Here is a 12551-nt window from a genome sequence, read left to right as displayed (position 1 = left end):
CTTAGCATGAAGCTAAAAAGCTCCTATTGGAGCTTTTTTATATTGAATGATCCAATGGGCAGAAAAGAAAGCGTTTTCAATTTTTAAACTCTCAGTCAAAAGTCCGAATATTACGAAAAAGACTTTCAATTTTCAGAAATCCCTCTATAATGAACCATTATGTGTAGAAGGAGATGAAGCGATGTCGAATCTGAGAAATGACTCTTTACAATTGCATCTGCAGCATAAAGGGAAGTTGGAAGTTCGGTCGAAAGTGGCAGTGGAAAATGGACGCGATTTAAGTCTTGCTTATTCTCCTGGAGTGGCCGAACCATGCAAGGAAATTGCGCAGGAGCCGGCCAAAGTCTACGATTACACGATGAAAGGCAATACAGTAGCTGTTGTCACAGATGGAACCGCTGTACTTGGACTTGGAAATATTGGTCCTGAAGCTGCCTTGCCTGTCATGGAAGGAAAAGCCGTGCTTTTTAAAGAGTTTGCTGGAGTGGATGCTTTTCCAATTTGCCTTGGTTCGACAGATGCAGAGACCATTATCCAGACCGTGAAATTATTGGAACCTGGATTTGGTGGTGTGAATTTAGAGGATATTTCAGCACCGACTTGCTTTATCGTAGAACAGCGTTTAAAAGAAGAAATGAATATACCTGTATTCCATGATGATCAGCATGGGACCGCCATTGTCACTTTAGCCGGCTTGATCAACTCGCTAAAGCTAGTAGGCAAAGGAGTTACAGGGACGAAAATTATCGTTAACGGGGCCGGTGCTGCGGGAATTGCTGTAGTTAAGCTTCTTCATAAATTCGGCTTTAACGACGTAATTATGTGTGATACAAAAGGTGCGATTTTCAAAGGCCGAGCTTATGGAATGAACCCGTTTAAAGAAGAAGTTGCAGAGATGACCAACTCCGAACGCAAGGCAGGTTTGCTCCATGAGGTCATTATTGGCGCGGATGTTTTTATCGGCGTTTCTGCAGAAGGTGCATTAACTGAAGAAATGGTGAGAACCATGGCGGAAGGTCCCATTATTTTTGCGATGGCAAATCCGAATCCTGAAATCTTGCCGCATGAGGCCAAGCGTGCAGGAGCCAAAGTGATCGGTACAGGACGTTCGGATTTTCCGAACCAAGTGAATAATGTATTAGCCTTCCCAGGCATTTTCAGAGGTGCGTTAGATGTGCAAGCCAGTGAAATCAATGATGCGATGAAAATTGCAGCGGTTGAAGCTATTGCCGATTTGATCGAAGAGCACGAACTCCATGAGGACTATGTCATTCCGGCTCCTTTTGATCTGCGTGTGGCTACAGCAGTTGCCAAAGCGGTAGCGGCTGCCGCAATCGAAACAGGCGTTGCCAACTATGCTGCTTGCCCAAATCAGATTGATGAAAACGCGGAAAACTTAACCGCAGTTAACGTAAAAGAATAAAATATATATAGAAGAAAGCCGTTCATCTTTTGCAAAGGTGAACGGCTTTTCAGGTTGGAGAGAAGCACGAGAAAGCTCGATGCCTGTCCGGGTTCATATCTTTTTTATTTAGTTAATACAGGTTGTGGGCTAGCTTCGTGTACTTTTTTTAATGCTTGCTCAAGATCTTCAAGCAAGTCATCGGCATATTCCAATCCAACGGATAATCGCAATAAGCCGTCGGTGATTCCTCGCTGCTCACGCTGTTCTTTTGGCATGGATGCATGAGACATGGTGGCTGGATAGGAAAGAATCGTTTCAACTGCCCCAAGCGATACCGCGAAAACCGGGATTTGCAAGCTGTCGACGAAAATCTTGGCTGCAGCTTTATCGGCGAGGCGCAAAGACAAAACCGCCCCTGCTCCACGTGCTTGCCGTTCATGTATCGGATTTCCCGGATGGAACCGGAAACCGGGATAATATACTTCTTCCACTACGGGATGGCTATGCAAATAATCAGCAATGATACGAGCTGACGCAGAAGATTGTTTCATACGGGCGCCGAGTGTTTTAATGCCTTGGATAAGCGAATAGGAATCTTGCGCCCCTAAAATCGAACCGAATGTGTTTTGGATAAAAGCGAGCCGGCTGCCGAGCTCTTCGTCTTTTGTCACGGCGAGTCCGGCAATGATATCACTATGGCCGGAAAGGAATTTTGTAGCGCTATGCAAGACGATGTCTGCTCCAAGGTCAAGCGGGTTTTGATAAAGAGGCGTCATGAATGTATTATCGACAAAAGTTAAACAATCGTTTGCTTTCGCAAGCTTAGCCGCGATTTCAATATCCGTGATGTTCATCACCGGGTTAGAAGGCGTTTCAATATAGATGACTTTTGTATTTTCGCGGATGGCAGAGGCCATCTCACTGAGATCGGTCATATTGACGAATGTGTAGTCGATATTGAATTTATTCAGCACCTCCGTGACGAAACGATAAGTTCCGCCGTAGACATCTTCAGAAACAAGAACGTGGTCTCCGGCAGATAGAAGCATGAAAGCAGAGGAGATAGCAGCCATTCCGGAAGAAAAGGCAAATCCACGGGTGCCATTTTCGAGTTTCGCAATCGTTTCCTCTAATTTTTGGCGCGTCGGATTGCCTGAACGGCTGTAGTCGAATGGTCCGAACTCATCGATATTGGGCTGATGATACGTGGAGGACAAGTAAATAGGGACATTGACTGCCCCCGTTTCTTTGTCTACGCCAGTTGAATGGATAAAACGAGTCTCTAAATGATTTGCCATAATGAAAACCTCCTATTAGTTGTAGAGAACGGTTCTTGTTGATAAATAGAAAAACGGAGCTTTCTTCAGCAAGAAGAAAGCTCCGTTTCATAAGGAACACGTTCTTCTCATCTTTAAGGCATACGCCTTTTGGAATTAGCACCGTGGCCTTCGTCAGGCTGGTTGCTGAGACATCAAAGGGCCAAATCCCTCCGTCTCTCTTGATAAGAAATAAATAATATGAAGTTATGGATGTTGCGATGTCTTCAAGCTTAAACCATCTCATCAAAAACTGCAAGTGCAATTGTGAAAAAATTCTTTTAAATGGAAAAGCCCACCAGGGTTTAAACGCTCTATAAGCAAATAAGCGATTTCTTTTAATTCGAATGACGAAAGGTTATAATGGATATTAACATTTTATTTCAAAGGGGTAATCTGATGTATATTGTGACATCCACTGTTGTGGTGCCTGAAGAGAAGACTCAGGACCTCATTGATATTTACCGCAAACGTTCAAGACGGGTAGATAAAGCTCCTGGATTCCATTCTTTCCGGCTGATCCAGAATACAAAGAAACGTAATGAATTGACTGTCCACTTGGAATGGCATTCGAAAGAGGCCTACATGGAATGGGTAAGAAGCAATGAGTTCAAGGAAATCCATGATCTCGAAAAGCATTATCCTGACAAAGCGCTTGCAGGCATTGTGCCGAAAGTCCATCAGTATGAGGTGGTAGCGGAATGAATCAAGATTTAAAGCAGCAAATTGCCAAAAGCACGGCTATTCAAATATATGAAGCTTATCCAACCCTATGGGATCGTTTTGGCGAGCGCGGATTTGAACATACGGAAAAAGACAATATGCATCATCTCGACCATTTGGAGACGGCGTATGATTTGAACGATAGACAGGTGTTTCTTGATTATACGTTATGGCTTGAAAAGGTATTAACGAGCCGAAATGTCGAGTCAGACTTGATCGTAGATAATTTTGAAAGACTCACTGGTTTATTAGAAGCGCAAGTTGAACTGAAAGAAAAAGATTTCATGCAACAATGCCTACAAGAGGCGATCGATTTGTTGAAAGGCAGCAATTTGAAGAAGGGAGGTTGATCAGATGATCCAACCAACCGAATTAGCGGAACTTTTTTTGCAAGGCAACGACCTGGAAGCGCTGAAGCAAGTTCAGCAATTTCTCGACAGCCATAATCGGAAAAAACTTTTTGATCAGCTATTAACACCCGCGATGTACCATATTGGTGAGCTATGGGAAACGAATGCAATTTCAGTGGCAGATGAACATCTTGCTACGGCGATTTGTGATTTTGTCGTATCGGTGATTGATAAGCGTGGAGAAGAAACACATTCTTTAAAACGGAAAGTCATGGTGTTGGGACCTGAAGGCGAAGAACATTATATCGGATTGAAGATGGTCTCAAGCCTTTTCCGTGAACACAATTGGGCCGTCAATTATTTAGGGCCGAATATGCCGCTTGACCATGCTGTAGAAGCGGCCAATCGCTGGCAGCCAGACGCAATCGCTTTATCAGCAGCGCTTGTCTATCGTCTGCCAACTTTAAAAGCTTATATCAAAAGTTTCAAAGAGCTGGCGCATGCTCCTGCAATCATCGTCGGCGGCCGAGCCGCTGCATTTGAAAGCAGCAGCATCTTGATTGATGAAGGCGCCATTTTAGTGAAGGACCTCGAGCAATTGGAACACTGGATTAAAACGGGGGAGGAGCCGGATGATGAATACAGAATTTCAATATGATGCCTTGCCGCTCCCGGCTTTTCGGCTAAATGAAAAGCTCTCCGTGGTCCATTGTTCCGAAGAAGCTCGGCGGTTATTTGGCGAGATTTCCTCATTCTTAGAAATCGTGGATGAAGCGAGTGCAAACAAGGCGACGAAGATGCTGACTTCTGGAACGGTAGTCGAAAAGTTTGAGCTGAATGTGATCGCACAGCCAAGCAAGCTGATTTTGGCAGATGTTTTTGCAAAATGGGACAGCCAATTTAGCTTATCTGTAATACTTGTGCCTAAAGACGGCAAAATGGAGAGAATCGTCCAGCAGCTTGGCCAGCTTCGTTCCCGGCTTAATGAGACCGATTATGATTTATTTCTGGAAAAAGAGCGGACTGCGGAATTGCTGAAGCAAGTTCAAGAGTTATCCGCCCCTTGCATCCAATTGGATAGGGACCGGCTGTTGATTCCGTTATTTGGGGAATTATCCAGAGAAAAAGTGGAAGCTGTCAGTTCACGCTTATTGGAAAATATTTATCAAGTAAATGCGGAAATGGTTATTTTGGATTTTACTGCAATGACTAAAATTACAAGCCAAGGATTGATCAGCTTAGAATCTCTTTTGCAGACAATCTCCGTGATGGGCACAGAAAGCATCATTTGCGGAGTAAAACCGATTCATGCTAAAAAGCTTCATCATCTTCAATCGCTATTGTCCATGAAGTTTATTTCCTCTTTGCAAGAAGTAATTGCTTTGCGTCCAGAAACCAGCAAGAGCTGACTCGAAAAAACCGAGTCGGCTTTTTTGTTTTGGGAGGAAATTAGCGGGGGGATAGGGGGGTGATTTTAGCCTGTCAGGGCTAAAACAGCCGCTTCCGCTTTTCTGGTTGTCCAGACTCCAGCGACTAGCCCTTCGGGGTCTTAAGGCAGTCCACTACGGAAATCGGTGAAGGGCAAAGATATGCTCCTGCATCGCTTCGCTAGCTTCGTCGCAAAGACTTGCCCTCACAAACCATCGGCCAATGTCTTTCCTGCGTGTTCTGCCTTAAGCCTGTCAGGGCTAAAACAGTCGCTTCCGCTTTTCTGTTTGTCCAGCTATGCCGCCTAGCCGCTCGAGGTCTTAAGTCGTCTTGCCTATGCGGCAGAAAGCGCCGCTTCGGCAATCCGCCTTAAGCTTGTCGCGGCTGTCAAGGCGGCTTCGCTTTTCTCGAGTGAGCTGATTGCATGCCTTTATTTGGCAAAATCGCTACAATATTAGTGACAAGGAGTGAAGATTAGATGAATCAAAAGAAATTTGAAAATGTTCCCTTATCCGTTTTGGATTTAGCGCCGATCAATGAAGGCAGCAAAACGGCTGAGTCTTTTGCAAATAGTGTAGAACTTGCCCAGCATGTAGAGAAATGGGGTTTTAACCGTTACTGGCTTGCTGAGCATCACAATATGCCAGGAATCGGCAGTTCTGCTACTTCTTTATTAATTGGCCATATTGCAGGCCATACGAATACGATCCGAGTGGGGTCAGGTGGAGTTATGCTGCCTAACCATGCACCGCTGGTCATTGCTGAACAATTTGGAACGCTTGAAACCATTTATCCAGGACGCATCGATCTTGGGCTAGGACGGGCGCCAGGAAGCGACCAGGCAACGGCTTATGCGCTCCGTAGAAATTTGCAGAGCAATGTGGACGAATTTCCGCAGTCTGTCGCTGAACTGCAGAATTATTTTTCCGATAACCCGGTTGGCCGAGTGAAGGCTTACCCAGGGATCGGCTTGAATATTCCTTTATGGCTATTAGGCTCAAGCGGCTATAGCGCACAGCTTGCGGCAGTGAAAGGTTTGCCTTTTTCGTTTGCCAGCCATTTTGCGCCGGACTTTACGATGCAGGCGATGCAATTGTATCATCAGAATTTCAAACCATCGAAAGACTTACAAGAGCCTTATGCAATGGTTGGAGTCAATGTGATTGCAGCCGATACCCAAGAACGGGCTGAGTGGTTAGCGACTTCAAGCCAAGCGCAAATGTTTGCCTTGATGCGCGGAATGCCGACAACTTTCATGCCGCCGATCGATAACTTGGAAGAGGAATGGACGGATCGTGAAATTGCGATTTTCCGTGAGAAATTGGATTCGGAATCGATGATTGTCGGAACACCGGATGTGGTTCGTGAAAAACTGCGTAGTTTCATCAATAAAACAAGAGCGAACGAAGTGATCATCAATTCGCAGATTTTCCACCAAAAAGATCGTCTACGTTCCTATGAAATTGTTGCTGAATTAATGGAATGAGCTAAAAAATGACCCCGAGAAAGCACTGCTTTCTCGGGGTCTTATTTTGTTTGGGAGCCAAAAGTTTATTGAAGCTCTTCCGCCTTTTTAGCGTCGCGCTTCACTTCTTCCGGTGCATCATCCTCAATAGCCGCATAATCCGGTCCGCCTTCGCCAATCATATTCAAAGCTGCATAATAATCTTCATCTAAGAGACGGGAAATTTCCTTTTGGTCCACTCGAGCGCGTTCCATGATGAAATAGCCTCCTTATGAATAAAATCGTTAACTGAAGGATGATGGGTAAATTATTCTCTCTCAATTAATTATACTGATTATTCTGTCTTATTGAAAGCGAATGAACTCGGATTTGACTCTTAGCGAGCGGAAAATCGTTTTGAAATACCGGCAATTAGGAATAAGGATAAAAAGAGCAGGACCGCTACGACCATTCCAAGAGGTATGGCACTCAATCTACTTTTAATAAAATTAGGCATGCTTGTTGCAGGGGGAAGCATGTGTTGCGGGCGATTCTCATGTTTGTATAGATGCACAACCGTATTACCTGAAAGAGCGGGTTTCCAGACCCCCGTCTCTTTTTTTAGCCAAATTTCGATTTCGTCCGATTTGGCAATGTCCATCCGGGCTCCGCCTTCCATCTCTAGCCAAGACGGAATATACGTATAATGCACTTCCACAGATGAACTAGCATCTGCCCCTTCAAGGCCCTTAACGATCGAGGTGATCTGTAAAACCATCTTCCGTTCCTGATGCGGGAAATTCGAGTCATCGATTTGTTCGAGCATCTCGTCTTCAATAACAGTGCCAATCAGATGGACTGGCGCTGCTTGTTTAATCGCTTCCACTTCATTTGGATCGGGTGCTGCGAGTGCAATAGCAGGAAAAGCGACGAGCATAAAGAAAACGATTGTCCATATTTTGGCCATGAGATCCTCCCGTATTTTTAGAGTTAGACGCTTGAAGAGGACGATTGTTACAAAAAAATCCGCAAAAGCGAAACTGCTTTTGCGGATTCTACTCATTTACCTGAATTGATGTGAGCGTTCAGCATCATCGATTCAAAAAAGAGGGAAGGGGATTTTTCATTCCATTCTGCTGAAATTGTATCTGCTGTCCGATCTTCGTTTAAATCATAGGCGAGCTCTGTGCGAAGATCGTCTGTTTGTTCGATTTTAACCAATGGTCCAGCAGGTGTCAGCCAATTCAGCTGCTGTTGCCGGTTTTCAGCGGCAAATTGAATCCATTCGTCTTCCTTTTCTTCGGATTCAAAGAAAGGAGTCTTGGCCAACATAAACCACGTTTGTACTTGGTGTTTTGGCGGGAGCCAGAAACTTTTTAGCAAGCTGCCTTCCTCAATAGTGAGATCAGGAATTTCGTGGCGCAGTTCCTGGACTTTATTGCCGTTTCCAAGAGGGATTTGCCGCGATACATATAAGTTCCCTTGCAATATCTCATTCTCGGAAAAAGAGATTGTACCAAAAGGATTGCGGGTCGGGTCATTGCCGTATACCGGATCCTCATTGCGTGGCACCGGTTCATCATTCCATGATTTTACTTTAGCTTCCTTTAAACCGTCTGTGTTCAATGAAAGTGCGTAAGGCATCCAACTGGTGTTATCGATTTCTTCAAATATGATTTTTACGCCATTTTCCAAAGTCCGCTCGACAAGGGTATAAGTGCCAATCGGAAGCCCTAGCAACGTGATTTCATGTTCAGAAATAAGATCTTCATCTTCTTGTACAGGTTTTGCATCTGCTAGGGTGAAAAACGTCGGCTTTTCCACCATTAATTTCATTTCTCCTAACGAATAAACTTCTGTTTCGTTTTTCAGGAACATCATGCCGGTAAATAAGATCAGCGCCATGAAAAAGAAAACAGCTATTGAGAGTACAATCTTTCGAATCAACATTTCCACCTCTATTATTTCAAACTGCTTTGATTATATCATGAGGGCAGGAAAATAAACGGAGGAGATATGAGCATCGGATGAACAAGTGCTGATTAGAAAAGAAGTTGCACGTGAATAGAAAAAAGCGTCGCTTCGGGCGCTTTTCTATAACACTTTCTCCAAAAAGTCTCTAGCACGTTCTGTTTTCGGGCTGTTGAAAAATTCAATCGGCTGACCGTCTTCGACCAATACCCCGTGGTCGAGGAAGATGACACGGTCTGCTACTTCGCGGGCAAAGCCCATTTCGTGTGTGACAACGGCCATTGTCATGCCGGATTTTGCCAAGTCCTTCATGACTTCGAGCACTTCTTTCACCATTTCCGGATCGAGAGCGGAAGTCGGTTCGTCGAAAAGCATGAGTTCCGGTTCCATTGCTAAAGCCCGTGCAATGGCAACACGCTGTTTTTGTCCGCCAGACAAGCTGCTTGGATAGGCTTTTTCCTTATCCGACAATCCGACGCGTTTTAGCAATGTCCGCGCCTTTTCTTCGGCCAACGCTTTTTTCTCGCCTTTGACTTTCATCGGTGCATACGTCAAATTTTCTAAAACCGTCAGATGAGGGAAGAGGTGGAAATGCTGGAACACCATGCCGATCTGCTGGCGGATTTTCTGGATGTCTTTTTTGGGACCGGACAAGTCCTGTCCATTTACAATAACTGAACCGGAAGTGGGGGTCTCCAACAAATTCAAGCATCTCAGGAAAGTTGATTTTCCTGAGCCGGAAGGGCCGATGATTGAGACCACTTCGCCTTTTTTGATTTCTGTGGAAATATCCTTCAAAACTTCATTACTTCCAAACTTTTTATACAGCTTTTCTACTTTAATCACTTAGTTTCAACCTCCGTTCGAACAATCTGCCAAGAACCGTCAATCCCATGACCAGACACCAGTAAATCAAGCCGACGAATAATAACGGCTCGAAGTTGCGGAATAGGTCGGAGCCGACGACTTGTGCGCGGCGCATCAAATCAAGATAACCGATGGTCGAAACGATAGCTGATTCTTTCGTCAAAGTGATGAATTCATTCATTAAAGCAGGAAGGATATTTTTCAATGCCTGCGGCAAAATGATGTCTTTCATCATTGCGCGATAAGGGATGCCAAGAGCTTGTGCCGCTTCCATCTGCCCTTTATCCACAGCTTGTATGCCAGCCCGGATGATTTCTGAGATGTAGGCGGAAGAGTTTAATCCGAATGCCAGAATCGCAGAAAGGAAAGGCGAGATGTCGTAGCCCGTTAGTTGCGGGATGGAATAATAAATAATCATCAACTGCAAAATCAAAGGAGTGCCACGGAAAATCGATGTATAGGCATCAGCGAACCAACGCAGGGGTTTGATGCTGCCGATTTTGAATAATGCCAAAATCGTCCCAAGAATTGCTCCTAAAATGATGGCAAAGAATACGAATTTCAACGTCACCCAAATCCCTTCCAACATGAAAGGGATATACGGGACGATTTGCGAAAAGTCCAAGTTCATTGTATCCAACTCTTTTCTCTAAGGAAGATTACTCTTGAATCTCCCATTTCTCTTTTAGTTCATCAATCTTGCCGCTTTCTTCCATTTCAGCAAGGACAGCATTCACATCTTCCACAAGATCGCCGCCTTTCGGGAAAGCAACGGCCATTCCAGGAGAAGCGGTTGTCGGATCATCAAATGCATCCAGGTCTTGGGCTTCGATATAGCCTTTCGCCACGGCTTTATCCATATAAGCTGCATCGATGCGGCCGGACAATATCTCTTGGATCAAAGCTCCGGAATCATCCAATGCTTTCAGTTCAAAATTGATGCCTTCGTCTTCGATGATGCTATTCGCACCTTCTTCTTGAATTGTGCCGAGCTGGACACCCACGACTTTTCCTTCCAGATCTTCAAGGCTTTTCACATCCGACCCTTTAGGGGTTAAGAACATCTCGCCGGAATGGTTGTATTCTGTAGAAAAGTCGACGTTCTCTTTACGCTGTTCGGTAGCGGACATGCCGGCAATAACCATATCCACACGGTCGTTTTGAAGAGCACCGATCAAGCCGTCAAATTTCATATCGGTAATTTCGAGTTTATAGCCGAGTTCATCGGCAATGTGGTTGGCCAAATCAATATCAAATCCCACAATTTCCCCATCAACGTTGCGGGATTCAAAAGGAGGGAATTCTGCTGAAGTACCCATTTTCAACACTTTTGTTTCATCCGAAGCTTCCGAGCTTCCTGAAGTTGAGTCATCATTTCCGCAAGCTCCGAGCATTAATGCAGCGGATGCAGCTAAAGCCAATAAAACATTTTTCTTTTTCATATGTAATTCCTCCAAGTTTTCGAATATTTATTCAACTAAATGAATTTTAACAAATTAATATCAAATAATAAAGGGTTTTTTATTCTATTTAGTGAATAAAAATGTATTTCAATTTTTCTGTATTTTCAGCTATAATAGAGGGGAGAGGTGTGAAGAGGATGAAAAAACTATTGTTGACCGGTTTTGAACCGTTCTTGGACTATACTGTCAATCCGACGATGAAAATAGTGGAAGAGTTGGACGGGGAAATGATTGCCGGCTATGAGATTATCGGAAAGGTGATGCCAGTAGATTTTAATAAGTCAGGTAAACAATTCTTATCTTACATAGAAAAAATTAAGCCAGACGCAATTGTATCGTTGGGATTAGCAGCGGGGCGCTTTAAGATTACACCTGAGCGTATCGCTATCAATTTTAAAGATGGAGCAGCAGACAATGAAGGGCATAGGCCGGTAGACGAAGCGATTGTGTTCGGTGGAGAGCCCGCTTATTTATCAACGCTGCCCATCCGAAAAATGGTCGCCCGCTTGATTCAAAACGGATTGCCTGCAGATATTTCAAATACAGCAGGTGCATATCTATGCAATAATATTATGTATGAAGGCCTCCATCTAGCTGCTATCCGACAACTGAATATGCCGACTGGGTTTATCCATATTCCCGCTTCCCATGAATTAGGGATTCAACACGGCAATATTCCAAGTTGGCCGCACAGCGATTTAGTAAAAGGCATTCGCCTTTGTATTGAAGTGATGGGAGAAGAATAAAAAAGCGATCTGCCGAATTACCGGCGGATCGCTTTTCTTAGATAATTTCCCAGTTTCGCTGTTCAGCGACTGTACGGAGGCGTGCTTCTGGTTGAACGGCTACAGGATGGCCGACAAGTTCCAGTACGGGCAGGTCGGAATGGCTGTCCCCATAGGCGAAGCTATTTGCCCAATCGATTTCTTTCCCGGCCAATACTTCATGGATCTTTTGGGTTTTCATCGGCCCTTGAATATGATTGACCTTAGCTTGATGGTCCAGGATGCTATTTGCATAAGGAATTTCTGTGCCGATAATGGTTTGGATCGGCAAGTTATCGGTCACCGAATAAAGCAAAGGGGTAAAAGCCCCTGAAACCAACATCACATAATCGCCTTTTTCGACGTGATTTTTTAGCCGCTCAACAACTTTCGGGTTAAAATCATGATGCATTTTGTCAGCAATCTCTGAGAAGTAGGATTCCATTTCGGGTTTAGTGAAGCTTTTAAGCGCAGTTAGGTAAGCTTGAACAGAACGCTCGCGCATTTTTTGGACTGAGACAAGTTTTAATTTCGAACCGATATAGGGCGGCATGATTGCGCGGTAGAACTGGCGATACCTGCTGCTGTGGATCGGGTGGTTTTTTAAATGGTCCATCATCAACTGAAAAGTTTCTTTTGAATATAAGGTTCCGTCAAAATCGAATATCGCTACACGCATGAAAATCACTCCGGTCGTTGTAAATTTCTTGTAATAACATCATAACGGAAAGGAGGGGAGTCTTCTACTTGTTTATCCGATATATTAAAGGAACCTAAACGTACTAATTTTATGATAAGATGGAGGGAGGCAAGAGTGGCA

General features: G+C 44.3%; 15 protein-coding genes and 1 riboswitch. Of the genes, 7 read left to right on the top strand and 8 right to left on the bottom strand.

The annotated features are described in order from the left end of the window. The first annotated feature begins 181 nt into the window (after window positions 1-181). A complete protein-coding gene (gene ystJ / locus NFU07_RS04360) occupies window positions 182-1423 on the top strand; it encodes an NADP-dependent malic enzyme (protein ID WP_397443697.1) in 1242 nt (413 codons plus the stop codon). Between the two features lie 104 nt (window positions 1424-1527). On the opposite strand, the gene NFU07_RS04355 is transcribed toward ystJ, so the two are convergent. Then, the gene (locus NFU07_RS04355; protein WP_251475225.1) at window positions 1528-2703 is read right to left on the bottom strand and encodes an aminotransferase class I/II-fold pyridoxal phosphate-dependent enzyme; all 1176 of its coding nucleotides are present in this window, start codon (window positions 2701-2703) and stop codon (window positions 1528-1530) included. A gap of 104 nt (window positions 2704-2807) precedes the next feature. After that, a riboswitch (SAM riboswitch) is annotated at window positions 2808-2913 on the bottom strand. A 207-nt stretch (window positions 2914-3120) separates the two neighbouring features. Between NFU07_RS04355 and NFU07_RS04350 the strand changes: the two genes are divergently transcribed. From NFU07_RS04350 to NFU07_RS04330, 5 genes are all read left to right on the top strand, one after another. Beyond that, on the top strand, window positions 3121-3426 hold the full coding sequence (locus NFU07_RS04350; RefSeq protein WP_235196844.1) for an antibiotic biosynthesis monooxygenase family protein: 306 nt from the start codon (window positions 3121-3123) through the stop codon (window positions 3424-3426). Continuing rightward, the gene (locus NFU07_RS04345) at window positions 3423-3794 is read left to right on the top strand and encodes a hypothetical protein (protein WP_251475223.1); all 372 of its coding nucleotides are present in this window, start codon (window positions 3423-3425) and stop codon (window positions 3792-3794) included. Before NFU07_RS04350 ends, NFU07_RS04345 begins: the two co-directional genes overlap by 4 nt. Window positions 3795-3798: 4 nt before the next feature. Continuing rightward, window positions 3799-4452 (top strand): cobalamin B12-binding domain-containing protein, encoded by a 654-nt coding sequence (locus tag NFU07_RS04340; protein WP_251475221.1) that lies wholly within the window; start codon window positions 3799-3801, stop codon window positions 4450-4452. Continuing rightward, window positions 4430-5203 carry an STAS domain-containing protein gene (locus tag NFU07_RS04335; protein ID WP_251475219.1) on the top strand — a complete coding sequence of 258 codons (774 nt, stop codon included), beginning with the start codon at window positions 4430-4432 and terminating at the stop codon, window positions 5201-5203. Before NFU07_RS04340 ends, NFU07_RS04335 begins: the two co-directional genes overlap by 23 nt. Window positions 5204-5700: 497 nt before the next feature. After that, window positions 5701-6708, top strand: coding sequence for an LLM class flavin-dependent oxidoreductase (locus NFU07_RS04330; protein ID WP_251475217.1), 1008 nt, complete (start codon window positions 5701-5703; stop codon window positions 6706-6708). Between the two features lie 65 nt (window positions 6709-6773). Here NFU07_RS04330 and NFU07_RS04325 read toward each other — a convergent pair whose 3' ends face one another. The 6 genes from NFU07_RS04325 to NFU07_RS04300 form a co-directional block, all read right to left on the bottom strand. Next, window positions 6774-6941 carry a hypothetical protein gene (locus tag NFU07_RS04325; protein ID WP_251475216.1) on the bottom strand — a complete coding sequence of 56 codons (168 nt, stop codon included), beginning with the start codon at window positions 6939-6941 and terminating at the stop codon, window positions 6774-6776. A gap of 122 nt (window positions 6942-7063) precedes the next feature. After that, window positions 7064-7633, bottom strand: a complete 570-nt coding sequence (locus NFU07_RS04320) for a hypothetical protein (RefSeq protein ID WP_251475214.1) — start codon at window positions 7631-7633, stop codon at window positions 7064-7066. Window positions 7634-7725: 92 nt separating this feature from the next. Next, a complete protein-coding gene (locus NFU07_RS04315) occupies window positions 7726-8616 on the bottom strand; it encodes a hypothetical protein (protein ID WP_251475212.1) in 891 nt (296 codons plus the stop codon). A gap of 144 nt (window positions 8617-8760) precedes the next feature. Next, on the bottom strand, window positions 8761-9483 hold the full coding sequence (locus tag NFU07_RS04310) for an amino acid ABC transporter ATP-binding protein (protein WP_246807304.1): 723 nt from the start codon (window positions 9481-9483) through the stop codon (window positions 8761-8763). Then, the gene (locus tag NFU07_RS04305; protein WP_052650895.1) at window positions 9476-10135 is read right to left on the bottom strand and encodes an amino acid ABC transporter permease; all 660 of its coding nucleotides are present in this window, start codon (window positions 10133-10135) and stop codon (window positions 9476-9478) included. The genes NFU07_RS04310 and NFU07_RS04305 overlap by 8 nt, the downstream gene beginning before the upstream one ends. A gap of 28 nt (window positions 10136-10163) precedes the next feature. Next, entirely contained in the window at window positions 10164-10946 is a 783-nt protein-coding gene (locus NFU07_RS04300; RefSeq protein WP_251475209.1) for an ABC transporter substrate-binding protein, read from the bottom strand. Between the two features lie 158 nt (window positions 10947-11104). Here NFU07_RS04300 and NFU07_RS04295 point away from each other — a divergent pair, with 158 nt between their 5' ends. Continuing rightward, complete coding sequence (locus NFU07_RS04295) at window positions 11105-11713, top strand: pyroglutamyl-peptidase I (RefSeq protein WP_251475207.1); 609 nt, start codon at window positions 11105-11107, stop codon at window positions 11711-11713. A gap of 37 nt (window positions 11714-11750) precedes the next feature. Here the strand turns inward: NFU07_RS04295 and NFU07_RS04290 are convergent, their stop codons facing one another. After that, entirely contained in the window at window positions 11751-12410 is a 660-nt protein-coding gene (locus tag NFU07_RS04290) for an HAD family hydrolase (RefSeq protein ID WP_251475205.1), read from the bottom strand. Window positions 12411-12551: the final 141 nt, after the last annotated feature.

This window comes from Planococcus sp. NCCP-2050 (genome assembly GCF_023708025.1).
GTDB lineage: Bacteria > Bacillota > Bacilli > Bacillales_A > Planococcaceae > Planococcus.
This window is presented reverse-complemented; position numbering and strand designations above follow the sequence as displayed.

What these genes read in the sequence shown, in the direction of transcription:
- NFU07_RS04330 (WP_251475217.1), top strand. Translation starts at nt 5,701, where the DNA reads ATGAATCAAAAGAAATTTGAAAATGTTCCCTTATCCGTTTTGGATTTA.
- NFU07_RS04305 (WP_052650895.1), bottom strand. Translation starts at nt 10,135, where the DNA reads ATGAACTTGGACTTTTCGCAAATCGTCCCGTATATCCCTTTCATGTTG.
- NFU07_RS04290 (WP_251475205.1), bottom strand. Translation starts at nt 12,410, where the DNA reads ATGCGTGTAGCGATATTCGATTTTGACGGAACCTTATATTCAAAAGAA.
- NFU07_RS04320 (WP_251475214.1), bottom strand. Translation starts at nt 7,633, where the DNA reads ATGGCCAAAATATGGACAATCGTTTTCTTTATGCTCGTCGCTTTTCCT.
- NFU07_RS04345 (WP_251475223.1), top strand. Translation starts at nt 3,423, where the DNA reads ATGAATCAAGATTTAAAGCAGCAAATTGCCAAAAGCACGGCTATTCAA.
- NFU07_RS04315 (WP_251475212.1), bottom strand. Translation starts at nt 8,616, where the DNA reads ATGTTGATTCGAAAGATTGTACTCTCAATAGCTGTTTTCTTTTTCATG.
- NFU07_RS04295 (WP_251475207.1), top strand. Translation starts at nt 11,105, where the DNA reads ATGAAAAAACTATTGTTGACCGGTTTTGAACCGTTCTTGGACTATACT.
- NFU07_RS04335 (WP_251475219.1), top strand. Translation starts at nt 4,430, where the DNA reads ATGAATACAGAATTTCAATATGATGCCTTGCCGCTCCCGGCTTTTCGG.
- NFU07_RS04355 (WP_251475225.1), bottom strand. Translation starts at nt 2,703, where the DNA reads ATGGCAAATCATTTAGAGACTCGTTTTATCCATTCAACTGGCGTAGAC.
- ystJ (WP_397443697.1), top strand. Translation starts at nt 182, where the DNA reads ATGTCGAATCTGAGAAATGACTCTTTACAATTGCATCTGCAGCATAAA.
- NFU07_RS04300 (WP_251475209.1), bottom strand. Translation starts at nt 10,946, where the DNA reads ATGAAAAAGAAAAATGTTTTATTGGCTTTAGCTGCATCCGCTGCATTA.
- NFU07_RS04350 (WP_235196844.1), top strand. Translation starts at nt 3,121, where the DNA reads ATGTATATTGTGACATCCACTGTTGTGGTGCCTGAAGAGAAGACTCAG.
- NFU07_RS04325 (WP_251475216.1), bottom strand. Translation starts at nt 6,941, where the DNA reads ATGGAACGCGCTCGAGTGGACCAAAAGGAAATTTCCCGTCTCTTAGAT.
- NFU07_RS04340 (WP_251475221.1), top strand. Translation starts at nt 3,799, where the DNA reads ATGATCCAACCAACCGAATTAGCGGAACTTTTTTTGCAAGGCAACGAC.